Source organism: Thalassotalea ponticola (assembly GCF_041379045.1).
GTDB classification, from domain to species: Bacteria; Pseudomonadota; Gammaproteobacteria; order Enterobacterales; family Alteromonadaceae; genus Thalassotalea_A; species Thalassotalea_A ponticola.
This window is the reverse complement of record NZ_CP166871.1, coordinates 2241626-2267080: the sequence shown is the minus strand read 5'-3', so window position 1 is coordinate 2267080 and position 25455 is coordinate 2241626. Positions and strand designations below refer to the sequence as shown.

At 44.8% G+C, this 25455-nt stretch carries 24 protein-coding genes and 6 tRNA genes; 24 read left to right on the top strand and 6 right to left on the bottom strand.

All coding sequences use genetic code 11. The features are described from left to right. Positions 1–85: 85 nt before the first annotated feature. Positions 86–1054, bottom strand: a complete 969-nt coding sequence (gene cmoB / locus ACAY30_RS09820; protein WP_290251770.1) for a tRNA 5-methoxyuridine(34)/uridine 5-oxyacetic acid(34) synthase CmoB — start codon at positions 1052–1054, stop codon at positions 86–88. Beyond that, positions 1054–1788 (bottom strand): carboxy-S-adenosyl-L-methionine synthase CmoA, encoded by a 735-nt coding sequence (gene cmoA / locus ACAY30_RS09815; protein ID WP_290251769.1) that lies wholly within the window; start codon positions 1786–1788, stop codon positions 1054–1056. Before cmoA ends, cmoB begins: the two co-directional genes overlap by 1 nt. Before the next feature lie 483 nt (positions 1789–2271). On the opposite strand from cmoA, the gene aspS reads away from it, so the two are divergent. The 4 genes from aspS to ruvB all read left to right on the top strand — a co-directional run bounded on the left by aspS (position 2272) and on the right by ruvB (position 6582). After that, positions 2272–4038 (top strand): aspartate--tRNA ligase, encoded by a 1767-nt coding sequence (gene aspS, locus ACAY30_RS09810; RefSeq protein WP_290251781.1) that lies wholly within the window; start codon positions 2272–2274, stop codon positions 4036–4038. Positions 4039–4255: 217 nt separating this feature from the next. Then, positions 4256–4783 (top strand): crossover junction endodeoxyribonuclease RuvC, encoded by a 528-nt coding sequence (gene ruvC / locus ACAY30_RS09805; RefSeq protein WP_290251768.1) that lies wholly within the window; start codon positions 4256–4258, stop codon positions 4781–4783. Positions 4784–4903: 120 nt separating this feature from the next. After that, complete coding sequence (ruvA, locus tag ACAY30_RS09800) at positions 4904–5530, top strand: Holliday junction branch migration protein RuvA (protein ID WP_290251767.1); 627 nt, start codon at positions 4904–4906, stop codon at positions 5528–5530. Between the two features lie 47 nt (positions 5531–5577). Continuing rightward, positions 5578–6582: a Holliday junction branch migration DNA helicase RuvB gene (gene ruvB, locus ACAY30_RS09795; RefSeq protein ID WP_290251766.1), complete on the top strand. Its 1005-nt coding sequence runs from the start codon at positions 5578–5580 to the stop codon at positions 6580–6582. Positions 6583–6632: 50 nt separating this feature from the next. Here ruvB and ACAY30_RS09790 read toward each other — a convergent pair whose 3' ends face one another. Both ACAY30_RS09790 and ACAY30_RS09785 read right to left on the bottom strand, forming a co-directional pair. Beyond that, positions 6633–7211: a nucleotidyltransferase family protein gene (locus tag ACAY30_RS09790; RefSeq protein WP_290251765.1), complete on the bottom strand. Its 579-nt coding sequence runs from the start codon at positions 7209–7211 to the stop codon at positions 6633–6635. Beyond that, on the bottom strand, positions 7208–8197 hold the full coding sequence (locus tag ACAY30_RS09785) for an XdhC family protein (RefSeq protein WP_290251764.1): 990 nt from the start codon (positions 8195–8197) through the stop codon (positions 7208–7210). The genes ACAY30_RS09790 and ACAY30_RS09785 overlap by 4 nt, the downstream gene beginning before the upstream one ends. Positions 8198–8713: 516 nt before the next feature. On the opposite strand from ACAY30_RS09785, the gene ybgC reads away from it, so the two are divergent. The 14 genes from ybgC to ACAY30_RS09715 all read left to right on the top strand — a co-directional run bounded on the left by ybgC (position 8714) and on the right by ACAY30_RS09715 (position 16719). Beyond that, positions 8714–9127, top strand: a complete 414-nt coding sequence (ybgC, locus tag ACAY30_RS09780) for a tol-pal system-associated acyl-CoA thioesterase (RefSeq protein WP_290251763.1) — start codon at positions 8714–8716, stop codon at positions 9125–9127. Further along, positions 9117–9815, top strand: coding sequence for a protein TolQ (gene tolQ / locus ACAY30_RS09775; RefSeq protein WP_290251762.1), 699 nt, complete (start codon positions 9117–9119; stop codon positions 9813–9815). Before ybgC ends, tolQ begins: the two co-directional genes overlap by 11 nt. Positions 9816–9830: 15 nt before the next feature. Continuing rightward, the gene (gene tolR, locus ACAY30_RS09770; protein WP_290251761.1) at positions 9831–10253 is read left to right on the top strand and encodes a protein TolR; all 423 of its coding nucleotides are present in this window, start codon (positions 9831–9833) and stop codon (positions 10251–10253) included. A gap of 3 nt (positions 10254–10256) precedes the next feature. Next, positions 10257–11249 carry a cell envelope integrity protein TolA gene (gene tolA, locus ACAY30_RS09765; RefSeq protein ID WP_290251760.1) on the top strand — a complete coding sequence of 331 codons (993 nt, stop codon included), beginning with the start codon at positions 10257–10259 and terminating at the stop codon, positions 11247–11249. Positions 11250–11255: 6 nt separating this feature from the next. Next, entirely contained in the window at positions 11256–12611 is a 1356-nt protein-coding gene (gene tolB / locus ACAY30_RS09760) for a Tol-Pal system beta propeller repeat protein TolB (protein ID WP_290251759.1), read from the top strand. Between the two features lie 47 nt (positions 12612–12658). Then, on the top strand, positions 12659–13201 hold the full coding sequence (pal, locus tag ACAY30_RS09755; RefSeq protein ID WP_290251758.1) for a peptidoglycan-associated lipoprotein Pal: 543 nt from the start codon (positions 12659–12661) through the stop codon (positions 13199–13201). A 17-nt stretch (positions 13202–13218) separates the two neighbouring features. Further along, positions 13219–13977 carry a tol-pal system protein YbgF gene (ybgF, locus tag ACAY30_RS09750; protein ID WP_290251757.1) on the top strand — a complete coding sequence of 253 codons (759 nt, stop codon included), beginning with the start codon at positions 13219–13221 and terminating at the stop codon, positions 13975–13977. A gap of 262 nt (positions 13978–14239) precedes the next feature. After that, positions 14240–14315: transfer RNA gene (locus ACAY30_RS09745), tRNA-Lys, on the top strand. Positions 14316–14445: 130 nt separating this feature from the next. Continuing rightward, positions 14446–14521 (top strand) — tRNA-Lys (locus ACAY30_RS09740). Between the two features lie 130 nt (positions 14522–14651). Further along, positions 14652–14727: transfer RNA gene (locus tag ACAY30_RS09735), tRNA-Lys, on the top strand. Between the two features lie 31 nt (positions 14728–14758). Further along, a tRNA-Lys gene (locus ACAY30_RS09730) sits at positions 14759–14834 on the top strand. Positions 14835–14865: 31 nt separating this feature from the next. Beyond that, positions 14866–14941, top strand: a tRNA-Lys gene (locus ACAY30_RS09725). A gap of 225 nt (positions 14942–15166) precedes the next feature. Continuing rightward, a tRNA-Lys gene (locus ACAY30_RS09720) sits at positions 15167–15242 on the top strand. A gap of 601 nt (positions 15243–15843) precedes the next feature. Continuing rightward, entirely contained in the window at positions 15844–16719 is an 876-nt protein-coding gene (locus ACAY30_RS09715) for a hypothetical protein (protein WP_290251756.1), read from the top strand. Positions 16720–16734: 15 nt separating this feature from the next. Here the strand turns inward: ACAY30_RS09715 and rrtA are convergent, their stop codons facing one another. Continuing rightward, on the bottom strand, positions 16735–17346 hold the full coding sequence (rrtA, locus tag ACAY30_RS09710) for a rhombosortase (RefSeq protein WP_290251755.1): 612 nt from the start codon (positions 17344–17346) through the stop codon (positions 16735–16737). Between the two features lie 50 nt (positions 17347–17396). Between rrtA and ACAY30_RS09705 the strand changes: the two genes are divergently transcribed. Genes ACAY30_RS09705 through ACAY30_RS09695 form a run of 3 tightly spaced genes read left to right on the top strand, consistent with a single transcriptional unit; the run spans position 17397 to position 20311 of the window. After that, positions 17397–17987, top strand: a complete 591-nt coding sequence (locus tag ACAY30_RS09705) for a tRNA-uridine aminocarboxypropyltransferase (protein ID WP_290251754.1) — start codon at positions 17397–17399, stop codon at positions 17985–17987. 17 nt (positions 17988–18004) lie between these two features. Continuing rightward, positions 18005–19759 carry a gamma-glutamyltransferase gene (gene ggt / locus ACAY30_RS09700; RefSeq protein WP_290251753.1) on the top strand — a complete coding sequence of 585 codons (1755 nt, stop codon included), beginning with the start codon at positions 18005–18007 and terminating at the stop codon, positions 19757–19759. Positions 19760–19807: 48 nt separating this feature from the next. Further along, positions 19808–20311: a GNAT family N-acetyltransferase gene (locus ACAY30_RS09695; protein WP_290251752.1), complete on the top strand. Its 504-nt coding sequence runs from the start codon at positions 19808–19810 to the stop codon at positions 20309–20311. Between the two features lie 107 nt (positions 20312–20418). Here ACAY30_RS09695 and cysK read toward each other — a convergent pair whose 3' ends face one another. After that, positions 20419–21387 (bottom strand): cysteine synthase A, encoded by a 969-nt coding sequence (cysK, locus tag ACAY30_RS09690; protein WP_290251751.1) that lies wholly within the window; start codon positions 21385–21387, stop codon positions 20419–20421. 309 nt (positions 21388–21696) lie between these two features. Here cysK and ACAY30_RS09685 point away from each other — a divergent pair, with 309 nt between their 5' ends. The 3 genes from ACAY30_RS09685 to ACAY30_RS09675 all read left to right on the top strand — a co-directional run bounded on the left by ACAY30_RS09685 (position 21697) and on the right by ACAY30_RS09675 (position 25171). After that, positions 21697–22542, top strand: a complete 846-nt coding sequence (locus ACAY30_RS09685) for a MoxR family ATPase (RefSeq protein WP_290251750.1) — start codon at positions 21697–21699, stop codon at positions 22540–22542. Beyond that, positions 22542–23714 (top strand): VWA domain-containing protein, encoded by a 1173-nt coding sequence (locus tag ACAY30_RS09680; protein ID WP_290251749.1) that lies wholly within the window; start codon positions 22542–22544, stop codon positions 23712–23714. Before ACAY30_RS09685 ends, ACAY30_RS09680 begins: the two co-directional genes overlap by 1 nt. A gap of 83 nt (positions 23715–23797) precedes the next feature. Then, on the top strand, positions 23798–25171 hold the full coding sequence (locus ACAY30_RS09675) for an RDD family protein (RefSeq protein ID WP_290251748.1): 1374 nt from the start codon (positions 23798–23800) through the stop codon (positions 25169–25171). Positions 25172–25455: the final 284 nt, after the last annotated feature.

Below are 25455 nucleotides of genomic sequence, written 5' to 3'. Positions count from 1 at the left end.
GCACGATAAACAGTGAGCATAGCGCTTGGTTAAATAGAGCGCTATGCCCGTCGTTTACCAACTCAGGTGAACACCGCACAACGGATTAGGTGTTGGCTATAATGATTGCCCGCAATGGGGCAGGGTAGCCCTCAATGGTTTTATTGGCATCATTAGGATCGAGAAAGTCCTGCAGTGACTCGGTATCCATCCATTCGGTTTTGCGTTGCTCTTCGAACGCGGTTTGATCGGTATTGACCACGCGCACGTTTTTAAAGCCCAACCGTTCCATCCAAAACACCAATGCGGCAGTACTGGGAATAAACCACACGTTGCGCATTTTGGCGTATCGTTCACCGGGCACAAGCACCGTATTCTCGTCACCCTCGATGACCAGCGTTTCTAAAATTAACTCACCACCTTTGACCAGTTGTGCTTTTAACTGCTGTAGAAAATCGATGGGTGATTTTCGATGATACAGCACCCCCATGGCAAATACCGTATCAAAGGCTTTTAGCTCGGGTAGCTGTTCAACGCCTAATGGTAGCAAGTTAACATTGGCATCGTTGATAAAGTGCTGCATGGCTAAAAACTGCATTAAAAATAGCTGGGTTGGGTCGATGCCCACCACAAAGCTTGCTCCAGCACCGCGCATGCGCCACAAGTGATAGCCGCTGCCACAACCAATATCCAATACGTAGCGACCGTTTAAATCGCTGATGTGTGGGGCTAACCGATCCCATTTAAAATCACTGCGCCATTCGGTATCGATATCAATGCCATGCACGTGGTAAGGGCCTTTGCGCCAAGGTTTAAAATTTTTCAGCAAGGCTTCAATGCGCTTTTGTTGACCTAGAGGGATATCATCAGCGTCGCCTATGGTAACGCTATTGCAAAGATCAATATGCGAAGGCGTTGTTTGCGGCAGGGCTTGTAACGTCTTTTGCCACTTACTAAAGTCGCCGTGCAGCTCGCTTTTTTGCCACTGACTTAGCTGCTCTGGTAACTGGGTAAGCCAATGAGCGAGGCGATTGCCGGCGATTTGTTGGTAAAATTTATTAAATACGTTATTCATTATTTTATGGCGATTAAAGAAAAGAAATTAAAACACTGAAACCAGGTAGTCGCATGACTAAACCCAGCTTGGTTTAAGCGTTGGTAGTGGGTGTCAAGTACATCGGGACGCATCACGTTTTCAATGGCTGCTCGTTTTTGCGCTATCTCCAAATCACTGTAACCATTGGCGCGCTTAAAATCGTGGTGTAAATCGTTAAGTAAATCACGACACGTCTCGTCGTTGTCGTATATTTTTTCAGATAGGATCAAAATACCACCAGGCAATAATGCCGAAGCGATTTTATCCATTAATTGTTGACGTTTGCTACTGTCGATAAATTGCAGCGTAAAGTTGAGCACAACGACTGAAGCATTATCCATGTCGGTGTCTAGAATATCGCCTTCAAACACATGGCAAGGAGTGGCTGCTTTAAACGCATTAACGTGCATTTGGCATCGTTGTACCATGTCTTTGGAGTTATCTATAGCGATGATTTTACAATTCTTCGCTTCAATATTTTGGCGCATCGCTAAACTGGCTGCCCCCAATGAGCAACCCAAATCGTAGACGTTACTGTTATCTTGAGCGAAGCGTTTGCTCAACTGACCAATGGTCTCAATAATGTTTGAGTAGCCGGGCACTGAGCGTTTGATCATATCCGGAAACACTTCAACAACTTGCGCATCAAAGCGAAAGTCAGCCACCTTGGCTTGTGGTTTCGAATAAATTAAGTCGGTTTTTTTATCTGTCATATCGTATGCAAGGCGCGGTGTTGAAGGCTTTGCTGCCTGATCTGTCACCCTGTGACTAGATACAGACCCCAAGGGCCACGTAGATGCCGCATTATCTTTCGCCAATAAAAACGTATAGGCAAATTATATCAGATAAACAAAGGCTTAAACGAGTAATAAGGCCAGCTTTTTTGTGCTTTTAGCCAACTTACTGAAAAATGCTAAGAAATTAGCCAGCCTAGGTGTGGATAATTCTTGATTAGTCTGATTATCGGTTAAAATTATTGTGTCGATGGGTGACATTACGGTGCTATTCGCTATAATGTCGACCTTTGATTTTTTGTCTTGTGGCGATCGCGATTGTAAGCCGATGTATAGAACGATTAGTCGACGGTTGCAGCAGTGATTTCTCCGCCGATTTGGCGCTGTACGTGCAAAGACTGCGCGGCCGTTATACACCCGCCACAAGATACAATTTTTATGAAATTAGCAGGATAAATGATAATGCGTAGCGTGTTTTGTGGTCAGGTAAACGAGTCTCACATAGGTGAAGAAATTACCTTATGTGGTTGGGTTAACCGCCGTCGTGACTTAGGGGCGGTAATCTTTGTTGATATGCGAGACAGAGAAGGTCTTGTTCAAGTCGTTTTCGATCCCGATCTACCGCAAGTATTAGACGTTGCTAACACATTGCGCAATGAGTTTTGTATTCAAGTAAAAGGTAAGGTTCGCGCCCGTCCAGAGTCGCAAGTAAACAAGGACATGGCGACCGGTGCTGTTGAGGTTTTGGGTTTAGAGCTTAATATTTTAAATAAATCTGCGCCATTACCGATTGATTTCAACCAAGAAAACAGCGAAGAAAATCGTTTAAAATATCGTTACCTTGACTTGCGTCGCCCAGAAATGACTGAGCGTTTACGCTTTCGTGCTAAAGTCACGGCAGCAGTACGTAAGTCGTTAGAAAATCAAGGCTTTATGGATATTGAGACGCCTATTCTAACGGCGGCGACGCCGGAAGGTGCACGTGATTACCTAGTGCCAAGTCGCACTCACAAAGGCAGCTTTTTCGCTTTACCTCAATCACCGCAATTGTTTAAGCAGTTGTTGATGATGTCTGGCATGGAGCGCTACTATCAAATCGTTAAGTGTTTTCGCGATGAAGATTTGCGAGCAGATCGTCAACCAGAATTCACTCAAATCGATATCGAAACCTCGTTCATGACGGCAGAGCAGGTTCAAGATGTTACCGAAACCATGATCCGAGAACTGTTCCAAGAGTTGTTAAATGTCGATTTAGGCAAGTTCCCGCACATGAGTTATCACGAAGCGATGACTCGTTTTGGTTCGGACAAGCCTGACCTGCGCAACCCACTTGAAATTGTTGACGTAGCCGACATTTTAAAAGATGTTGAGTTTAAAGTATTCAACGGCCCTGCAAACGATCCCAAAGGTCGCGTCGCGGTGATTTGTGTACCGGGCGCTGCCGATAAACTATCGCGCAAAAACATCGACGAATACGGCAAATTTGTCGGCATTTACGGCGCCAAAGGCTTGGCGTGGCTGAAAGTCAACGATATCGACGCGGGTATGGACGGTATTCAGTCGCCAATCTTAAAATTTTTACCCGAAGCGGCTGTCAGCGAATTACTAACTCGCACTAACGCGAGTTCAGGCGACATCATCTTCTTCGGTGCTGATAACTACACTGTGGTGACTGAAGCGCTAGGTGCTTTGCGTCTTAAACTGGGTGAAGATCTTGGCATGGTGAGTGATGAATGGAAACCACTATGGGTTGTTGACTTCCCAATGTTTGAAGAAGTCGATGGTCACTTACACGCACTGCACCATCCGTTCACGGCACCGACAAATATGAGTGCAGAGCAGTTGCGTGCCAACCCGACAACCGCTTTGTCAAATGCGTATGACATGGTATTAAACGGTGTTGAGTTAGGTGGTGGTTCGGTGCGTATCCACGACCAAGAAATGCAGGCAACGGTATTCAATATTTTGGGTATCAGCGATGATGAAGCGAAAGAAAAGTTCGGTTTCTTACTTGAAGCATTGCGCTACGGTACACCGCCGCATGCCGGTTTGGCGTTTGGTTTAGATCGCTTGGTGATGCTAATGACCGGTGCTACATCAATTCGCGATGTTATGGCATTCCCAAAAACAACTACCGCAGCGTGTCCGCTAACCAATGCACCAGGACAAGCCAATCCTGAGCAGTTGGTTGAGTTGGGTATTGCAAAAATTAGCAAAGACAGCGAGTAACGCCGTCAATTCACGCCAGTGAGTTAATCGCAATGGACAAAAAAATCCCGTTAAGGTATTGCTTAACGGGATTTTTTATTGCGTACTTACACCTTGCAATCGCGTTGCGTTAGGGCCATTTTTATCGTTTGTCTGTTTTCTCTGGCATTGTGCGTGTAGCGAGGTAAAATGACTGTCATTATGCTATGACCAACAACATGTTAATAACGACTTTTATATGAGTATTATTCTTGGCATCGACCCTGGCTCGCGATTAACCGGATACGGTGTAATTCATGTGCAAGGCCGAAAATTTCAATATTTAGGTAGCGGCTGCATTAAAACGCTAACGGCGGGCGATAATATGGCTCAGCGACTGCAAATTATTTTCGCTGGGGTAAGCGAGCTAGTGACTCAGTTTAAACCCGACATGTTTGCCATTGAACAGGTGTTTATGGGGCTGAATCCTTCTGGCGCACTCAAGCTTGGCCAAGCCAGAGGCGCGGCGATGGTTGCCGCCACCAATCTCAACCTCGATGTCGCAGAGTATTCAGCTCGACAAATAAAACAAGCCGTTGTCGGTACGGGAGCGGCGAGTAAAGAGCAAGTTCAACACATGGTGACGTCATTGTTAAAGCTACCGTCGGTACCCCAGGCCGACGCCGCTGACGCGTTGGCCGTTGCCATTTGTCATGCCCACAGTTATGAATCGCTGATTAAAATGGCCGGTCATGCGAAAAAGACGGTGCGTGGCCGTTTGCGTTAACCAGTTAAGGTCGTCAATTGAGTGAGCAAATCGCGCCAGTAACCAAGTTTTAGTTTACTATATATTTATACAGTGTTAAGGTTGTGGTAATTCGATTTACAACATGAAACAGGGTAGACCGTGATAGGAAGATTACGAGGCATACTGGTTGAGAAACACGCGCCAGAGATTGTCCTAGAGTGCGCTGGTGTGGGATATGAAGTTACCTTACCAATGACCAGTTTTTATCATTTGCCACAGTTAAATCAAGAGACCACTATATACACCCATTTTGTGGTACGCGAAGATGCACAATTACTGTATGGTTTCGCCAATCAAACCGAGCGGAAATTATTTCGCTTACTCATAAAAGTAAATGGCGTCGGCCCCAAATTAGCTTTGGCTATTTTATCAAATATGTCGGCTAATCAGTTTGTTAACTGCGTAACACTCGACGACGTAAGCACTATTGTAAAAATTCCCGGAGTGGGTAAGAAAACCGCTGAACGCTTACTTATTGAAATGCGCGATAAGCTCAAAGACTGGGGCCTTGATATTGATACCCCAGTTAGCGATAGCCTTGTGCTTGAGCAGCATGGCGATGATGTATTGATAACTCCTGCAGTTGATGCCAAAGGCGATGCGATAACCGCACTTGTGTCGTTAGGGTACAAACAAGCGCAGGCTGATAAAGCGGTTAAAGCAGTATTAAAACCAGAAATGAGCTCTGAAGAGTTAATCAGAGATGCGCTAAAGTCTATGCTTTAAGCACGCGTTTCGCTGGTACGGTAAAACACATTAGGTAAGTTAACATTATGATTGAAGCGGATCGTTTAATTCAGCCGACATTAAGTAGAGAAGAAGAAACCATCGATCGGGCGATACGCCCCAAGTTACTCGACGACTACACTGGTCAAGATCACGTAAAAGAGCAGATGGAAATCTTTATTCAAGCGGCTAAAAAACGCGATGAACCACTTGATCATTTATTGATATTTGGTCCTCCTGGTCTTGGTAAGACGACGCTGGCTAACATCGTGGCCAACGAAATGGGGGTAAATATCCGCACTACGTCAGGCCCAGTATTAGAAAAAGCGGGCGATCTAGCCGCGCTACTCACCAATCTCGAAGAGAACGATGTTTTGTTTATTGATGAGATCCATCGTTTGAGTCCAATGGTTGAAGAAATCCTCTATCCAGCAATGGAAGATTACCAGTTAGATATTATGATTGGCGAGGGCCCTGCTGCGCGCTCGATAAAACTCGATTTACCGCCATTTACTCTGATTGGTGCAACGACTCGTGCGGGGGCATTAACCTCACCTCTTCGCGATAGATTTGGCATTGTGCAACGCTTAGAGTTTTATAAGGTAGCTGATTTAAAAGATATTATTTCTCGCAGTGCGCACTTTCTGAACGTTGATATGAATGACGCAGGGGCGTTAGAAGTGGCCAAGCGATCGCGTGGGACACCGCGTATTGCCAACCGATTATTGCGCCGTGTTAGAGATTACGCTGAAGTAAAAGCCAATGGCGTGGCGAGTCAGGAGGTGGCGGCAAAAGCGCTTAATATGCTGGAAGTTGATGCCGAAGGCTTTGACTTAATGGACAGAAAACTACTGCAGGCCATATTAGAGAAATTTGACGGTGGTCCGGTTGGCCTCGATAACATCGCCGCCGCGATTGGTGAAGAGCGCGAAACCATTGAAGATGTAATTGAGCCATTTTTAATTCAACAAGGCTTTTTACAGCGTACGCCACGCGGTCGCATTGTGACCAGTAAAGCTTACTTGCATTTTGGCTTAGATAAACCAGACTGATCATCTCTCGCGGCATCAGAACTCTCTCATTTGGCATAAGCCAACGTGGTTTATTCTACTTTATTTTGACAGGGAACGTCGTAATCGCGCACCGTTCCTTCGTCAGTACAACTCACTAATCGCAACCGGTGTTGATTTTTTTGTATAACCTCAACCGCGCCGATGTCCCCCTTCAATTGCATTAACGCTGGCCAGTCTTGCCTGGGGAAGCCCACTGGATGACCTGCTTGGCCATTGAATACGGGACGCGTAATATATTTATCGAGCTCAGTATTAAGCAGTGCCTGCAAGGTGTCATCAGTAATCTCGGGCATGTCTGCAAGAAACAACCAAATCCGTTGGTAATTGTGATTTTGGTGCATATATTGTGCAGCACAGGCGATACTTTCGCCAATGCCTAAAGGCGATTGGGGCGCGGCTATCTGCGTCGTTGGTAACGATTGTAACAACGCGGTTATTGCCTGATCACAATGGCGATGCACCACATAAATATCAGCAAAATGTCGAGCAATCGCAGTCAGCGTTTTTACTAACATTGGTGGCTCACCCGATAATCGCTTATCACTGCCAAAGCGCTTAGAAAATCCTGCCGCCAGCACGATAGCTGCTTGTTGTCTGTTATTGGTCATAAGCTGCATTTGTCGATGTTATAACGAACCCGAATAATATCGGCCATGGTGGCGATGGCGATCTCTATCGGTGTTTTACTGCCAATATTCAAGCCAATTGGCGCGTGCAGCCGCTGCAGTTGTTGCTCGTTTAGCCCGCAAATTCGCTTTAGTCGCTCAAGCCTGTTTTTGGTGGTACGCACACTGCCCATTGCGCCAATATAAAAAGCTTGGGTATTAAAAACACTCATTAAAGCGACATCGTCGAGTCTGGGATCGTGGGCAAGGGTTAGTACGGCACTATGCGAGGTGGCGTATTGTTCAACAAACTCATCCGGAGACATCCAAGTGATATCAACTCCACCGCGCTGTGCGTCAAACTGCCATGTATCAGCTAACTCACGACGCATATCACATACTCGTACCTGATAGCCATTTAACATCGCCAGTCTCGCAATGTGTTCGGTGACCAAGCCGATCCCCACTAATAATAATTGGAAAACTTCTTGGTAACGTATACTGATAAACCCATCGCCTTGTTCTATATTGGCCATTGGTTGGTGGCAAGTTACAAGTGGTGTTATCTGGCGTTGGTCGCTGTGCCAATATACACATCGTTGATAGGGAATATTTTGCTGTGCACAATCGAACCACTGTTGAAAATGTTGTACATTGCCTTGGTTGGCATCGATGTATTCTAATGCCAATTCAATACGGCCACCACAAGGCAGTTCGCCGTAAATAGCCTCTTGCTGACCGTGACGACCGTAAATAAAACGCTGGTTTTTCATCTCAAAGTGATCGGCTTCTATCATCTCAACAAAAGCGTCCTCTAAACATCCCCCTGATATGGAGCCAAAGCGTATACGACCGTCGGTGACAAAAATTGAGCCGATAGGTCGTGGCGCTGACCCATAAGTATGGGTAATGGTTGCTAACCAAACACTATGGTTGTTCTTTAGTCGGTCTAACGCCTGCTCAATGACCTTGATATCGCTAAACTGCATAGTCCATCCCTTAGGTAAGTATGTATATAACTTACTGATAAAATATTTGTTTAGCAAAAAAAAAGCCCACTTGTAATCAAGTGGGCTCAACAATAAGAGTTGATAGTAGGAAGTTAAATAAATCCAGGAACAGTATATTAACAAGAGATGTTTCCAAGATGCGCGCATTCTATGGTCTTTAATGGTCGTAAACAAACGAGATTTTTTGCTTATTCGGATAAGAAAAACTAATGTATGTGTGGTGCTGTTAAGATGTGTTTTTTTATTTATATTTTCTGACTTTTTATCCAGTTTAACGCGTTTCATAGTAAATATTTATTTTTGTTAATGGGGGCGTGAGGCCGAAAAGGAGAGGTTCACTAGGGTTATTTTTTTTATGTTTAAGGCAAAACAGCGTTGAATTTTGTAAATGTTGGCTGTTGTTTAGACAAAATAGAGTTATGGCTCTTGAGGATGAGGCGATATATAACGTAAGATAAGGCTTGGTTGTTATGGCAGTATCGAATTAGACCTCTAATGGATAAAAATAAGCGCTTTACCTATTCAATTCGAGTCTTTTATGAAGACACTGATGCCGGTGGCATCGTCTACTACGCAAATTATTTAAAATTTGCCGAGCGCGCTCGCACTGAGTGGCTAAGAGCGTTGGGTATTAACCAATCATATTTTCTTGAACAAAAGCTTGGATTTGTGGTCACAAAAGTGGCTATGGAAAACAAGGCGTCCGCCCGATTGGATGATTTACTTACCGTGACAACAACAATATCTAATTTAAAAAAGGCAAGTTTGCAATTTGAACAAGAGATCGCTAATCAAGAGAACACCTTATTGTGCCGTGTGAGTGTTAACGTCGCTTGTGTCGATTTAAACAAAGCAAAACCTTGTCCCATCCCTGCAGTTATTTTAGGAGCATTAACCAGTGCACGCTGAACTTTCATTTTTTGATTTATTTTTACAGGCCAGCTTACTTGTAAAGGCGGTTATGCTGACCTTACTTGGGTTTTCCATCGCTTCTTGGACGATGATTATTCAACGCTCAAAGGCGTTAAATAACGCCAAACTAAATGCTTTAGCATTTGAGGATAAGTTTTGGTCAGGTGCTGATTTAGGCAAGCTGTACAAAGAAATAACTGCGCGCGGTCATATGACGGGCTTAGAAAGTTTGTTTGTTGCTGGTTTTAAAGAGTTTGCCCGCATTCGCAAGACCCCAGGCGCAAAACCTCAGCAAATCGTTGACGGTACACACCGAGCGATGCGCGTCGCGTTGTCAAGAGAAGTTGATGAGTTGGAAACCCACTTGTCATTTTTGGCCACTGTTGGCTCTATTAGTCCGTACATTGGCCTATTTGGTACGGTTTGGGGAATTATGAATTCATTCATCGCGTTGGGAGCGGTGCAACAAGCGACCTTGGCCATGGTGGCGCCGGGTATTGCTGAAGCATTGATCGCAACGGCGATGGGCTTGTTTGCGGCAATTCCCGCTGTTATGGCGTATAACCGTTTTTCACATACGGTTGAGCGTTTGGAAAACAGCTATGGTAACTTTATGGAAGAGTTTTCAAGTATTTTACAGCGCCAAACGGTGGCGATGCCAGCAACACAGACGCAACCGCAATAAGCAGGAGCGCCGATTATGTATGTTCGTTCAAAGCGAAAACGCGTAGCAGAAATCAATGTCGTCCCGTACATTGATGTCATGCTGGTGTTATTAATTATTTTTATGGTAACCGCACCGTTGATCACCCAAGGGGTGAAGGTCGACTTACCAAAAGCTGACGCGGAAACGTTATCACAAGACTCCAAGCCTCCACTGGTGGCGAGTGTTGACGTCAATGGGCGTTTTTATCTCAACGTAGGTGACAGTAAAAGTGAACCACTTGAGCCTGAAGAGTTAGCGACGCTAGTTCGCGCTCGTCTAACCGTTGACCCCGACACCCCGGTGGTTGTCAATGGCGATGGTAACGTTAACTACAATGCGGTTATCCAACTTATGGTGTTACTGCAAAACGCAGGTGTGCCATCTGTCGGTTTGATGACAGAGTCGGTGGAGAATTAACACGTGAATGTGATAAAGAAACTTATCGGTGGCGTCATTGCGAAGTGTATGGGTATCTTTACTTATTTACCCAATGGCAAAACGATTAAGCAAAATTATCTTATCGCTTTAGTCGCCGCGCTTGCGGTGCATGCGGTGTTTGCGGTGATCCTTATTGCCAATACCGATTTTAGCGCCAAACCCAAACCGACACCTAAACCGCAAATGCAGGTGATTGATGCCGTTGTTGTCGACAGTGCCAAATTACAACAGCAAGTGGATAAACTAAAGCGCGAAAAAGAGCTTGCCGATAACCGCGAAAAACAGCGGATCAAAGAGCTTGAACGTCGCGCTGAGCAAGCGCGCCAGAAGCGACAAGCGGAAGCCGAGCGAATTAAAAAGCTAGAGCAAGATAGAAAGCGCAAGGAAGCGGAACGCGTTAAAGCAGAACGCGCCGCTAAACAAGCAAAGGCAAAAGCCGAAGCTGAAGAAAAAGCGCGCCAGCAAAAAGTTGCAGAACGCAAGAAAGCCGAACAAGCTGCTGCGGAAGCAAAAGCCCGTCGTGAACGCGAAGAGGAAGCGGCTCGCAAAGCGGAAGAAGAGCGCCGTCGCAAAAAGCTAGAAGAGGAAAAACGCCGTAAAGAAGCTGCAGAGCGCGCCGAACAGCAACGCTTGTTAGAGCAACAAATGCAGGAAGAAATGGCCGCTCGCGAAAGTGCTCGAAGTCAGCAAGTGATGAGCGAAGTTGATAAGTACAGTGCGTTGATTACTCAAACTATCGCGCGTAACTTTATCAAAGATGAAACCACTATGCGGGGTAAATCGTGTAAAGTACGTATCAAACTGGCATCGAGTGGCTTTGTGATCAGTGCGACCGCGGTAGATGGCGATCGCGCGGTGTGCCAAGAAGCAGTAAAAGCAGTGACTAAGGCCAATACTTTGCCCGTGTCAAAGGACCCTGCCGTATTTAAGCAACTTGAAAATATCATTATTCACTATCAACCAGAGTTTAAATAACAGATTATGATTAAAAAATTATTATTTTTCGTCGCCATGTTCGCTGCGCTGATCAGTAAAGCGCACGCTGAATTGGAGTTAGTGATAACCGGTGGTGTTGATACAACCCGTCCTATCGCGGTGTTGCCGTTTACCTATCAGGGCACCAGTGAGCTGCCTCATGATGTCAGTAAGATCATTCGCGAAGATTTACTGCGCAGTGGTAAGTTTAATCCGTTGGCAACCTTGAGTATGCCGCAGCAGCCAAAATCAATTGAAGACATTGACTACCAAGCATGGGCGTCTTTGGGGGTTGAAGCGCTGGTGATGGGCAATATTGAACAAACTGATGATGGACGCTTTTTGGTATCGTTTAAGTTGATTGACGTGATTCGCGGTCAATTAAGCGGTGGTGAAGGCCAAGCGTTACAAAACGGTAGATTGGTACAAGGCAATTCTCACGTGTTAGTGGATTCAAAGCCAACGCAGTACATTAGTGCCAACTTATTGCGCCCGAAAGCGCATCAAATATCGGATGTGGTATTTGAAAAACTGACCGGCATTCGCGGTGCCTTTCGTACCAAAATTGCGTATATCATTGTCCGCGATGAAGGCAGCAAGCCTTATCAGTTAGTGATTGCTGATTACGACGGCTACAACGAGCAAGTGTTATTGCGATCGTCTGAGCCGCTGATGTCGCCAACGTGGTCGCCAGATGGTTCAAAACTGGCTTATGTCACCTTTGAACAACGTCAGGCACAAATTTACGTGCAAGATATTTACACCGCAAAGCGCGAAGTTATCTCAAGCTTTAAAGGCATTAATGGCGCGCCTCGTTGGTCGCCAAACGGTGATAAAATGGCGTTGGTCTTGTCTAAAGATGGCAATCCAGAAGTGTACGTAATGGACTTACAAAGTAAAAAACTTCAACGAATTACTCGCCATCGAGCCATTGATACCGAACCGAATTGGTCACCGGATGGAAAATCTTTGATATTTACCTCAGAACGGGGTGGCAAACCGCAGCTATATCGAGTAAATTTAGCTGATGGGAAAATTAGACGACTGACCTTTGATGGTGAAATGAACCTCGGTGGTTCGATAACACCTGATGGTAGTCAGTTAGTAATGGTGAATCGAACACAGGGACAATATCGCCTTGCCAAGCAAGCTCTTGATGCTTATTCGCAAGTCGAGGTGTTAACTCAAACCCGACTTGACGAATCACCAAGTATTGCTCCCAACGGAGGCATGATAATATACAGTACTCTGCATGGTAATCGTCAAGTACTTGGACTCGTGTCTGTAGACGGTCGCTTTAAAGCGCGTCTGCCGGCCAAAAACGGGCAAGTGAAATCACCTGCTTGGTCACCGTATTTATAAAAAATATAAATTTAGAATAATAATTTTGTATCAATTGAGGAATCAAAATGCGTTTAAATAAATTAGTAAAGAGCATGGCTGTAGCCCTACCTATGCTTGCTTTGGCAGCGTGTTCATCAAACGACACGACTGATGAAGAAGCGCGTATTGCTGCTAATAAAGCAGCAGCAGAAGCACAAGCAGAGCAACAAGCTGCAGAAGCGGCAGCCGCTGCTGAAATGGCTCGTCTAGAGCAGATCAAACAAGAAGAGCAAGAAAAACTTTCTGCTGCAAACACTGTTTACTTCGACTTTGATACAGCAAAACTTGATAGCTCTGTAACGTCAGTACTTGACTTACACGCAGCATTCTTAGTGAAAAATGCAAACGCAAAAGTTGTTATTGAAGGTCATGCCGATGAGCGCGGTACACCAGAATACAACATCGCACTTGGCGAGCGTCGTGCACAGGCGGTACAAAAATACCTAGAGAACTCTGGCGTAATGTCGACACAAATCGAAACGGTATCTTACGGTGAAGAAAAGCCAGCGGTTAATGATCGCAGTGAAAGCGCCTTCGCTAAAAACCGTCGTGCAGTATTGGTTTACTAATACAGACGGAATAATAAATGAAATCGTATAAACTTATCTTGGGTTTTGCGGTGGCAGCAGGTGCTAATATAGCACTTGCTGCTGAGCCTGCACCCGTACTCGATATTAACCAATCGACAGTTAACGATACCCCAGATCAAACGACGGATGTAGCAACGTTACAACGCATGCTACAAGTTCGCAATCGTGCACTAATTGACATGCAACAACAAATTGACGAGCTGCAAACTGAGGTTAGTCAATTGCGTGGTGTTACTGAAGAGCAGGCCTATACGATTAAACAAATCTTACAGCGCCAACGCGAACTGTATCAGGAAATCGACCGTCGTTTATCACAGAGCTCTGCGGCTGTAGTACCACCTGCAAGTACACAACCGTCTTCGGTTGAATACTCCGAAAACCTAACTGAAAATCAAACCTATGATCGCGCGGTAAACTTAGTTTTAAAAGACAAACGCTATGATCAAGCGATTGTTGAATTTAAAAAGTTCACTGAACAATACCCTAATTCAAGTTATGCCGATAATGCCCACTATTGGTTAGGGCAACTGCTGTTTAACAAAGGTGATTTATCTGCTGCTGAAAAAGAATTTAGCATTGTGATGAATAACTACGAGAAATCATCTAAGCGCAGCGATGCAATCTTAAAACTGGGTATGGTAAAGCAAAAGCAAGGTCAGACAGCGCAAGCCAAATCTCTATTTGAACGTGTTATCGCTGAATATGCAGGCTCATCTGCTGCACAATTGGCAAAAGCGCGTTTAGCCAGTCTATAATTTGTCTATTACTCGCAGCAAAAAAGAACCGTTGGATGTCGGGTTCTTTTTTCGCTAATCTAAAACGGTACGTTAAACCGTATTAGGCTGGTAAGTGGACCTTTATTGAGTTTAGTTAAGGCTTAGTAAAGAAAGCTAAATGCTGTATTTTTGTGCGAACGAACAGTTTTTCTTTAAAATCTTAAAATTGTTGTTGCACTAAAAATTATTATCAGTATTATATGCCCCGCGTTGAGGCACAAGCCCTAACGCAACTATATGTCGGTCGTTAGCTCAGTTGGTAGAGCAGTTGGCTTTTAACCAATTTGTCGAAGGTTCAAATCCTTCACGACCGACCACTTTCTTTTCAGGAAGTGACTGTTAGCGATAAAGCCACGGCTTTAAACCGTTAACGCAATCTTGGTCGAAGGTAAACATCATCACCAAGCGCTTTCTCTTCGCCAAATGAGAAAGTGAACAATCTTATGTCGGTCGTTAGCTCAGTTGGTAGAGCAGTTGGCTTTTAACCAATTTGTCGAAGGTTCAAATCCTTCACGACCGACCACTTTCTTTTCAGGAAGTGACTGTTAGCGATAAAGCCAAGGCTTTTAACCGTTAACGTAATCTTGGTCGAAGGTAAACTTCATCACCAAGCGCTTTCTCTTCGCCAAACGAGGAAGTGAGCAATCTTATGTCGGTCGTTAGCTCAGTTGGTAGAGCAGTTGGCTTTTAACCAATTTGTCGAAGGTTCAAATCCTTCACGACCGACCACTTTCTCTTCAGGAAGTGAACAATCTTATGTCGGTCGTTAGCTCAGTTGGTAGAGCAGTTGGCTTTTAACCAATTTGTCGAAGGTTCAAATCCTTCACGACCGACCACTTTCTTTTCAGAAAGTGAACATTCTTATATCGGTCGTTAGCTCAGTTGGTAGAGCAGTTGGCTTTTAACCAATTTGTCGAAGGTTCAAATCCTTCACGACCGACCACTTTCTTTTCAGCAAGTAAATGCTAGCGATAAAGCCAAGGCTTTTAACCGTTAACGCAATCTTGGTAGAAGGTTCAGAACCTTCACGACCGACCACTTTCTTTCAGGAAGTGACTGTTAGCGATAAAGCCAAGGCTTTTAACCGTTAACGCAATCTTGGTCGAAGGTAAACATCATCACCAAGCACTTTCTCATTTATCAAATGAGACAGTCACAATCCTTATATCGGTCGTTAGCTCAGTTGGTAGAGCAGTTGGCTTTTAACCAATTTGTCGAAGGTTCAAATCCTTCACGACCGACCACTTTCTTTTCAGCAAGTAAATGTTAGCGATAAAGCCAAGGCTTTTAACCGTTAACGCAATCTTGGTCGAAGGTTCAAATCTTTCACGACCGACCACTTTCTTTTCATGAAGTGAATGCTAGCGATAAAGCCAAGGCTTTTAACCGTTAACGCAATCTTGGTAGAAGGTTCAGAACCTTCACGACCGACCACTTTCTTTTCAGCAAGTAAATGCTAGCGATAAAGCCAAGGCTTTTAACCGTTAACGCAATCTTGGTCGAAGGTTCAAACTTTTCACGACCGACCACTTTCTTTTCAGCAAGTAAATGCTAGCGATAAAGCCAAGGCTTTTAACCGTTAACGCAATCTTGGTCGAAGGTTCAGAACCTTCACGACCGACCACTTATCTCATCTGTTATTTTTACCGAATCGTCGTGTTGCTAAGCTTGACGTTTACAGCGTTTTACATCGTTTACACGCTGTGAATCCCTCGCTTACGTACCGCTTGATTTCGCTCAGTGCGGTATTTGTTATGCTGATGATTTTTTATGACGGGTGAGCCAATCAAAATTTATCGACTATAGTAAACATTAAATAGTAATAATCCGAGTGATTCACCGATAATGAGTATTCTCAACGTCCTAAATTTTGCCAAGCCATTTGATCTTTTTTTCCGCTCTTTTGTCGTCAGTTGTTTGTGCTGCTTATTGTTAACTCCGGCTATCAGAGCTGAACAGCAAGAGTCTACGACAACCGCACAAGCACCAGCCACTGATGCTCAAAATGAACAACATGACGAACCGGTATTTATGCCGTTAACCGATGTGTTTGTGATAGAAATCAATGAAGTTAACCGGGTCGAGTTTGAAAGTGCATTAAAAGAACACTTACAGTATCGACTCAAAAAAGGTGAGAAAAATACCTGGCATATATACACCCCAGTCGTTGGCGATAAATTAAATGTGTACATGATGAGCTCGTGTTGTACCAATTGGGATCAACTTAGCGACCACAAAGCCTGGGCAAAACAAGCGGGTACGGTTGAGCACTGGCGAGAAAAAGTACTGCCGTTTATTGTCAATACCTCTCATTATTACTCTCGCTATGACAAACAAAACAGCGCTTGGGACAGCGCCAAGCCGGTTCAGTACTTTGCCGTTGAAACCTTAAAAATAGCCCCCGGTAAAGGTATTCAGGCACGAGAAATGATCAAACAGGTCAGTGACGCTGCCAAACAGATACAATGGCCACTAAGTTGGCTGTGGAACTATCGAGTCGGTGGGGAAGCTCAGGTCGAGTTGGTTGTGGGGTACGAGTCATATGCCGATATGATGCCGCCAGAATTGTCATTTTATCAAGCACTCACCGAGCACTTGGGCACTCGCGACGAAGCCAAAGCTTTATTGGAACGCTATGGCTCGTCGTTTAGCTCATCCAGTTATACTATTTATGTTCATCGACAAAGCTTGTCGTCCCCCAATAGCACACCAAGATATTAGCGACGGCTATCGGAGCTATTCACTTGGCGATAAACGGGGGGCTAGTTTTGAACGCAGTGTCAATAGTAACACGGCGACAACACCGCCCAATGCGCCAAATAGGTGAGCGTCAATAGCGACTTTGGCATTGATTAGTTGCTCGACATCGGCACTCGCGCCACTGACTTGTTCCCAGGCGATTTTTGCCCATACGCCAATCAACAGTAGGTATCCTGAACGCCAACCTTTTTCAATATCTTTAATCGCTCCCCAAACAAACACACCGTGTAGCACCCCCGATAAGCCAACGTATTGAGTCATTTCAGGGGTCCATAGATAGATGCCCAAACTACAGGTTACGGCGGATATTAAAAACACCAACGAAAAACTGCGATGTTGATAGTGATCGCCGTGTAACGCCCAAAGCATAACGAGTCCGGCAAGGTTAAGCAGTAGATGATTAAGATTCGTATGAGCAAAATGGCCGCTAATAATTCGCCACCACTGTCCTTGTTCAATCTGTTGCCGGTGATAAATACACAGCTCATATAGGTCTGAGGGAAGAAAGTGTACGACGACCGCCAAAATGAGGGCGACTAATGGCATTAGCCAAGCGCTCAGCTGTATGGGTAATGATAACTTCAACATAGGGATAGCTTTATTTATAATGCAGGAATACCAACAACTTTGATTTTATTATGAGCCGACAGTATTGCACAAGGTGTGAGCGACCGCTAGTCACTTGTCTTTGTAAGTTTTGCCAACACATCGATAACCGCGTTCAGGTCTTATTTCTCCAGCACCCCAAAGAGCAGGGACACAGTAAAGGCAGTGTACCTTTAGCACACTTGTCACTGCAAAACTCTCAGGTTATTGTAGGGGAAGATTTTTCACACTGTGAGCCGTTAAATAAACTGATTGGCAACGATGAGGTAAATGTGGCTGTGTTATATCCTAGTGCGTCAGCCAAACCTGCAACCGAGTTGTCAGTGGCTCAGCAGCGCAAGCAAGTGATTGTGATTATTGATGCGACGTGGCGCAAAGCGTATAAAATGATGCAACTGTCCACCAATTTACAACGTTTACCCGCCATAACCCTGGCAGCAGAGATAAAAAGTCAGTACGTTATTCGCAAGCACCACAAAGCGAGTGATGTATCTTCCTTAGAAGCCTGTGCTCATGCATTAGGGGCATTAGAAGGTGATACAGATAAATATCAGCCTTTGTTGGATGCCTTTTTACAATTTAATCAGTGGCATTTACAATGGTCGGGTCGACATCCGCAATAACAACAACAAGGAATTTTATGCGTTATCTTACCAAGCTTGTACTTTTAATTAGCCTGATAGTTTCGGTGAGTGCTTGTGGTCTGGCAGAGCATAGCGAGCTACAACGTGAAGACCGTGAGCCAGAAGCAGCAACGGGCGTTATTGAAAAGTCGGTTGTTGAGGCAAAACAGTACATGGTCGCCGCGGCAAACCCGTATGCGGTTGAAGTTGGTGCTGATATTTTGCAGCAAGGCGGTAGCGCAATCGATGCCGCGATAGCGGTGCAACTGGTGCTCACCTTAGTTGAGCCTCAGTCTTCGGGCATTGGCGGCGGAGCCTTTTTGTTGTACTTTGACAATAAAACCAAGCAAGTCACCAGTTTTGACGGTCGCGAAACGGCTCCAGCTGCAGCCTCACAAGACTTGTTCTTACAAGCTGATGGTACACCAGTAAGATGGATAGATGCTGTGGTTGGTGGTCGAAGCGTTGGTGTTCCCGGTGTTGTCAAAGCAATGGAGCAAGCCCATCAACAGTATGGTGTATTGCCATGGTCTAAATTGTTTGAGCGAGCCATTAGTTTGGCTGAGCACGGCTTTGAGGTATCACCTCGCTTGGCTAAGTTAGTTAGCATGGGCTTTAATCCCGGTGTAAAGCAACTGACTGCTGCGAGCTCCTATTTCTATCCAAATGGCGAGCCATTGAAAGCCGGAACGGTGTTAAAAAATCCCCAACTTGCTAACGTGTATCGAGCGCTAGCAAAACACAAAAGTGAGGTATTTTACCAAGGCTGGATAGCGCAAAAAATTGTTGATGCGGTGCAAAACAGTGCTATTGCACCGGGGCTGTTAAGTCTTGAGGATATGAAACATTATCAAGCGCAACAAAAGCAAGCGTTGTGTGCGCCTTATCGAGTTTATCGTTTATGCAGTGTGGCGCCGCCGAGTTCCGGTGGTATCGCGGTAATACAAATACTCAAACAACTTGAGCAGCATTCGATGTCGGCGTTAAAGCCTACTTCGACTCAGTGGGTGCACTTATTTACCCAAAGCTCGCGTTTGGCTTTTGCCGATCGCAATCACTATATAGCCGATCCCGACTTTGTTGACGTGCCATCAGCCTTGTTGATCAGCGACGATTACACCGCCATGCGCGGTGCGTTAATCGGTGAACGAGATATGCACAAAGCGGAGCCTGGAACAGTACAACACTTATCTCGAGCCGCTGACAATGCGATAGAGATGCCGTCAACATCACATATTTCCATCGTTGACCAATTCGGCAACGCACTATCCATGACCACCAGTATTGAAATGGCATTTGGCTCGGCGGTGATGGTTGAAGGCTTTCTATTGAATAATCAATTGACTGATTTTTCATTAGATCCGATGGTTGACGGCAAAATAGTGGCCAATGCATTGGCCCCGAATAAGCGACCGCGCAGTTCTATGGCGCCAATGATGGTATTTAATCAAGATAATTCGCTGCGTCTGGTGGTTGGTTCACCGGGAGGAAGCCGCATTATTAATTACGTTGCGCAAACCATGTTAGCCGTTCTCGACAATAATTTGGACGTACAAAGTGCCATTGATTTACCCAAAGTAACGCACAGAAATGATGTTACGTCATTAGAACAGGGACGTGAAATCAGTCTGTTACAACCGCAACTCGAGGCACTTGGTCATCGCGTGTCGGTGCGCAGTTTAAACAGTGGTATTCACGCTATTGAAGTGAAAGAAGGTAAGTTATTTGGCGGTGCAGATCCCCGACGAGAAGGGGTCGCGTTAGGGCAATAGTCATTGACTTCGTGTGTCGCTGATCGCGGTTATTAATGGATAAGAAAAATGGATTTAATTTTACCAACAGAGCGTTATAAACAGAGTTACATTGACTATGTTGAAGAGCTTGGCGATGAAAATCGATACCCGTTTGTGATGGATTTTGATCATGGCGATTTTAGCCACATGCTTGCCAAAATTAACGATTTTTCGATGGGCGTTAATTTGCCATCTGGTTTTGTTCAAAGTTCGACTTATTGGCTAATAGAGTCTGGTGAATTAGTCGGTGTGAGTAATATCCGTCATCGGCTTAATCAACAAATTCGCCATTGTGGCGGGCATATTGGTTTAGGGATCAGGCCGTCTTACCGTGGTAGGGGGTACGGCACTGAGCTTATGTCGCTATCGATAGCCAAGCTTAACGACTTAGGGGTATCACCAATACACATTCATTGCTACAAGGACAATGTGGCATCGGCTAAAGCCATTACTGGCAATGGCGGTGTATTAACATCAGAGCTGGTATTAGACAATCAGATTGTGCAACGATATGTGGTGACTGACCGCTAGTCTTATCGATTTACCGCAGTATCCGGGCTGTTTTTTATTAAAAACCCCTCACACTAAGTCATCTTAGTTTGAGGGGGTTAAGTGTTAGGATGCTAGGTTAGTGGGCGTTATTGCACAAGTTCGGCATCGGTGAATGCGTCGGCGAATAATGGACTACTTAAGTAACGCTCTGCCGAGCTGGCGAGAATGACAACAACTTTTTTATCTTTGTTTTCTGGGCGCTCAGCAATGCGCTTGGCAGCAACAGCGGCTGCTCCTGACGAAATACCGGCTAAAATACCTTCTTCTTTCATCAATCGATGCGCCATTTCCATCGCTTCTTCGTTGGTGACCCGCTCAACCCCATCGAGTAGTTCTAAATCGAGGTTGTCGGGAATGAAACCGGCGCCAATTCCCTGGATTTTATGAGGGCCTGGTGTTAATTCTTCACCAGCCAACTTTTGCCCGATAATAGGAGAGTCTGCTGGCTCGACGGCGATCGATTGAATTGCTTTACCTTGCGTATTCTTGATGTAGCGAGTAACCCCTGTAATCGTTCCGCCGGTACCGACACCTGCTACAAAAATATCAATATCACCGTCGGTGTCTTGCCAGATTTCGGGACCCGTGGTTTGTTCGTGAATCGCTGGGTTTGCCGGATTTTCAAATTGTCCCAGAATAAGGTATTTATCGGGATCTTGTGCTTTGATTTCGGCGGCTTTTTCAATTGCCCCTTTCATTCCTTTAGCCCCATCGGTCAGTTCGAGCTTGGCGCCAAGTGCCACCAACAATTTACGGCGCTCTAAACTCATCGTGTGAGGCATGGTAAGAATTAATTTATAGCCTTTTGCCGCGGCAACAAAGGCAAGTGCAATACCGGTATTACCGCTTGTCGGTTCAACAATGGTGATGTCTTTGGTGAGCTTACCCGACTTTTCTGCATCCCAAATCATATTGGCACCAATGCGACATTTGACGCTGAAGCTTGGGTTTCGCGCTTCGATTTTTGCGTACACATTACCACTGGTGACGCGGTTTAATTTAACTAACGGGGTTTTACCAATAGTTTGTGGATTATCTTGATACAGATTTGCCATTGCCAATTCCTATGAAATGATCGCTAAAAGCGTTAAGATTTAGTTAATTATAGATAAGATTAATAACCTTTCATCGGTTAAACAAGAAACAGTTAGATATAACTAATAACCTATCTTTTTAATATTGGTATTCCTAATAGGTATAAAAGATAAAACACAATAAGGTAGGCTTTGTTGAGTTTTGCTGTATGTTTTACGCGTCATTGGTATGGGATGACCATATCGTTGTCACTGCGCGTCGATTAAATATCTTTTAATTCGAATAACATCCATACCGCAAAAACCAGCAGGCCCGAGAATAGGAAGATTATGGCAACATTTAAAGGTACCGAGCAATACATCGCGAGTCACGACTTACAACTGGCGGTTAATGCGGCGATAGCATTAGAAAAGCCGTTGTTGATTAAAGGTGAGCCCGGTACGGGAAAAACCATGTTAGCTGAGCAATTAGCGCAGGCTCTCGATACCGATTTAATTCAATGGCACATCAAATCGACGACACGAGCACAGCAAGGCTTGTACGAGTATGACGCGGTGTCGAGATTAAGAGATTCACAGCTTGGCAATGATGGCGTTAAAGATATCAGTAATTACATAGTTAAAGGTAAGTTATGGCAATCGTTTGTCGCAAACAAACGTCCGGTTTTGCTGATTGACGAAATCGATAAAGCCGATATTGAATTTCCAAACGATCTCTTGCTAGAGCTCGATAAAATGGAATTTTATGTCTATGAAACGCAACAACGCATTGTCGCCAAGCAACGACCCATCGTGATCATCACATCCAACAACGAGAAGGAACTACCCGATGCGTTTTTGCGCCGTTGCTTTTTTCACTACATAAAATTTCCAGACAAAGCCGAAATGCAACAAATTGTCGATGTCCACTTTGATAATTTGAAACAACAACTGCTCGACGAAGCATTGGCGGTTTTCTTTAACCTCAGAGAAATACCAGGGTTGAAGAAAAAACCATCAACCTCGGAGCTTATTGATTGGCTAAAACTGTTGGTGGCTGAAGACATTGATACGCAAACGCTACACGAAACCAATATAAGCAAAACCATACCGCCATTACACGGCGCGTTATTAAAAAATGAACAAGACGTTCATTTATTTGAAAAACTCGCTTTTATGCATCGTGGTGAGCGCTAATGCTAATTGATTTTTTCTTTAAGCTCAGAGAATACCAAGTTCCATGTACGCTAAGAGAGCTTTTAGATTTGCTCAATGCGATGAAACAGCGAGTTATATCGTGCTCGATTGACGATTTTTACCTGGTTTCACGGCTTATTTTGGTTAAAGATGAAAGCCATTTTGATAAGTTTGACAGAGCCTTTGCCGATTATTTTCAAGGTGTTAGTGAGGTAGATCTCAATCTTGCACAAATTCCTAAAGACTGGCTTGAGCGGCGCTTTCAACGTCACCTAAGCGATGAAGAGAAAGCGCAAATTCAACAAATGGGCGGCTTAGACGAGTTGATGAAAACACTTCGTCAACGCCTAGCAGAGCAAAAAGAGCGACATCAGGGAGGTAACAAATGGATAGGCACCGGTGGTACCTCACCATTTGGTGCCCATGGTTATCACCCCGGAGGGTTTCGCATTGGCCAAGATGGCAATCGAAATTTTTCAGCAAGTAAAGTTTGGGATAAGCGCGAGTTTAAAAATCTCGATGCCAATGTCGAGCTGGGAACGCGCAACATAAAAGTGGCGCTGAGAAAGCTGCGTCAATTTGCAAGAACCGGCGCTCTCACCACCCTTGATCTCGATGATACTATTCGCTCAACCGCGAAAAACGCTGGGTATCTTGATATAAAAATGCAGCCAGAGCGCCACAATGCCATCAAGGTGTTAATGTTTTTTGATGTTGGTGGCTCCATGGATGCTCATATTCGGGTATGCGAAGAGTTGTTTTCTGCCGTTCATACCGAGTTTAAACACTTAGAATACTTTTATTTCCACAATTGTGTTTATGAAAAAGTATGGACTGATAATCAACGTCGTCATCAACAAACGACTGATGTATGGGACATTATTCGACGATTCTCGAAAGACTATAAGATCATTTTTGTTGGCGACGCAACCATGGGGCCCTATGAAATCGGCTTTCCAGGGGGCAGTGTAGAGCATTGGAATGAAGAGCCCGGCAGTGTGTGGATGCAACGTATCGTCAATCACTTTGAACATTGTATATGGCTTAACCCACAGCCTAAAAACTACTGGCATTATTATCAATCTATTGATTTAATAAAACAAATTATGTCATCAAGAATGTATCCCATGACCTTGTCTGGGCTTTCAGATGGTATCGCTGAGTTGCTCTAGGGCGTGTTTATCTTTGTTTGATAATTCTACTTTAACGCACAGTAAAGCGATTTTGGCCTCAGCCCTAGCAAAAAGGTTACACCATGGTAATAAAAAAGTTGTTTAATCAACGCAAATTAACCAAAGACGAAACGCAAGACGTCATCACCCCATTTGCGTTTAAGCTCAATCAGTCAGTATTTGGTACACCGATAGCTAATCCCTATAAACGAGCAATTGCCATTTTGATTGATTTACTGCTTATTGCCATATTAAGTAGTGCTGGAGGCGAGATGTTGGCTGTTGCCATTGCCGTTATGGCATTTCGCCTTGGAAGTAAAAGACGAGCCAATGAGCAGGGCGTGCAACAAGGGTATAAACGTCGTACGCTGGCCCGTTTTATTGGTGCTTTTATCGTGTTGGTGGTGTTACTCGACAACGTAGCACCTATGGTTAACCGCTTTCTAAGTGATCATGCTATAGAGGAAGCTCGTGAGTACAATCAGTGGCAGGAACAGTATGGCAATACCAAGAATGGTAATATCCCTAGTGACATCATTGAAGGGGCGGTGGGTACAGAAATGGGCATCAGTGAAGCGCTCACCATCGCAGGTTTGACTATTAAAGTTGTAACTCAAGGTGAACAACGAAACTGTCAAGATGTTGATTGTTGGGGGAAGGTGATGGACGAAGTTCCCAAAGCGGCCAAAAAACTTAAATTAAATGACCAGCAGGCGCAAACATTGTTTGCAAAAATTGTCGGCGAACTCGGGCTTAACGACGCTGATAGCAAACAACTGAGAGATGATTTAATGAGCCAGTACAACGGCTCAAATAAAGATCAACCGCTTGCAGAAGGGGAGCAGGACGAAAACCCAGCCAATACAGACGATAGCGATGCGAGAGCAGCGACCAGCAACACCCCAGTTTCAGCGCAAGCACCTGCTCAACCGCATGAAATCAGCAGTGCCATTGATAACACCCAACTCGGACAGCTTCGCCAACAAAAAAGTCAACGACCGGCTGATGCTCCACGCCGACCCGTATATTCAATTATTGAATACGTGAAAGCAATTATTGATGATCTCGGCTTGGGGTTTGGTTGGGCAGCTTTGTATTTCACTGTGTTTACCAGTTGGTGGCAAGGACAAACCCCTGGTAAACGGTTAATGGGAATTCGCGTATTACAACTCGATGGTACACCGTTATCGGTATGGGATAGTTTTGGTCGCTACGGTGGTTATGGTGCAGGTATCGCCACTGGTTTATTGGGCTTTTTACAGATTTATTGGGATCCCAATCGACAAGCCATTCACGACAAAATTTCGGCAACCGTGGTGATTGATGAGCGCAAAAAAGTTGATCAAGCAATTATTGATGCCGCTAAAGCCAGTGCACAGCACCCTCAAGATGAACAAGCAGAAGATGAGCAAGTAACTGAAACGACAAGCACCATCACAACGCATGAAAATTCATAAACCCGCCATTTGTCTTGATTTAGAGGCGGTGGCGGCTCGTTGGCCGTGGTGTTTGGCAATGCAGACACCGTTTTAGTGGGTATAGTGCACTGCGTAAATACCTGTGCGCATTATTGGCTGTGAATAACACGGGGTGGTCAACCCGTGTATCACCCGCTGACTCATTGCATTAATCAATCACTCGCTTCGCCGTTATGGCATATCGTAATATCATATACTTAATCTCGCCTTGTATCTGGTAAATTGATCGCCATATCAACGGGTACAGATTGATATAAACAAAC

Bases quoted from the DNA above. Each gene is read 5' to 3' on its own strand.
- ruvC (WP_290251768.1), top strand. From the start codon at position 4,256: ATGAGTATTATTCTTGGCATCGACCCTGGCTCGCGATTAACCGGATAC.
- ruvB (WP_290251766.1), top strand. From the start codon at position 5,578: ATGATTGAAGCGGATCGTTTAATTCAGCCGACATTAAGTAGAGAAGAA.
- ACAY30_RS09715 (WP_290251756.1), top strand. From the start codon at position 15,844: ATGAGTATTCTCAACGTCCTAAATTTTGCCAAGCCATTTGATCTTTTT.
- tolB (WP_290251759.1), top strand. From the start codon at position 11,256: ATGATTAAAAAATTATTATTTTTCGTCGCCATGTTCGCTGCGCTGATC.
- cmoB (WP_290251770.1), bottom strand. From the start codon at position 1,054: ATGAATAACGTATTTAATAAATTTTACCAACAAATCGCCGGCAATCGC.
- rrtA (WP_290251755.1), bottom strand. From the start codon at position 17,346: ATGTTGAAGTTATCATTACCCATACAGCTGAGCGCTTGGCTAATGCCA.
- ACAY30_RS09685 (WP_290251750.1), top strand. From the start codon at position 21,697: ATGGCAACATTTAAAGGTACCGAGCAATACATCGCGAGTCACGACTTA.
- tolR (WP_290251761.1), top strand. From the start codon at position 9,831: ATGTATGTTCGTTCAAAGCGAAAACGCGTAGCAGAAATCAATGTCGTC.
- ggt (WP_290251753.1), top strand. From the start codon at position 18,005: ATGCGTTATCTTACCAAGCTTGTACTTTTAATTAGCCTGATAGTTTCG.
- ACAY30_RS09785 (WP_290251764.1), bottom strand. From the start codon at position 8,197: ATGCAGTTTAGCGATATCAAGGTCATTGAGCAGGCGTTAGACCGACTA.
- cysK (WP_290251751.1), bottom strand. From the start codon at position 21,387: ATGGCAAATCTGTATCAAGATAATCCACAAACTATTGGTAAAACCCCG.
- aspS (WP_290251781.1), top strand. From the start codon at position 2,272: ATGCGTAGCGTGTTTTGTGGTCAGGTAAACGAGTCTCACATAGGTGAA.
- cmoA (WP_290251769.1), bottom strand. From the start codon at position 1,788: ATGACAGATAAAAAAACCGACTTAATTTATTCGAAACCACAAGCCAAG.
- ybgF (WP_290251757.1), top strand. From the start codon at position 13,219: ATGAAATCGTATAAACTTATCTTGGGTTTTGCGGTGGCAGCAGGTGCT.
- ACAY30_RS09695 (WP_290251752.1), top strand. From the start codon at position 19,808: ATGGATTTAATTTTACCAACAGAGCGTTATAAACAGAGTTACATTGAC.
- pal (WP_290251758.1), top strand. From the start codon at position 12,659: ATGCGTTTAAATAAATTAGTAAAGAGCATGGCTGTAGCCCTACCTATG.
- ACAY30_RS09675 (WP_290251748.1), top strand. From the start codon at position 23,798: ATGGTAATAAAAAAGTTGTTTAATCAACGCAAATTAACCAAAGACGAA.
- ACAY30_RS09705 (WP_290251754.1), top strand. From the start codon at position 17,397: ATGAGCCGACAGTATTGCACAAGGTGTGAGCGACCGCTAGTCACTTGT.
- ybgC (WP_290251763.1), top strand. From the start codon at position 8,714: ATGGATAAAAATAAGCGCTTTACCTATTCAATTCGAGTCTTTTATGAA.
- ACAY30_RS09790 (WP_290251765.1), bottom strand. From the start codon at position 7,211: ATGACCAATAACAGACAACAAGCAGCTATCGTGCTGGCGGCAGGATTT.
- ACAY30_RS09680 (WP_290251749.1), top strand. From the start codon at position 22,542: ATGCTAATTGATTTTTTCTTTAAGCTCAGAGAATACCAAGTTCCATGT.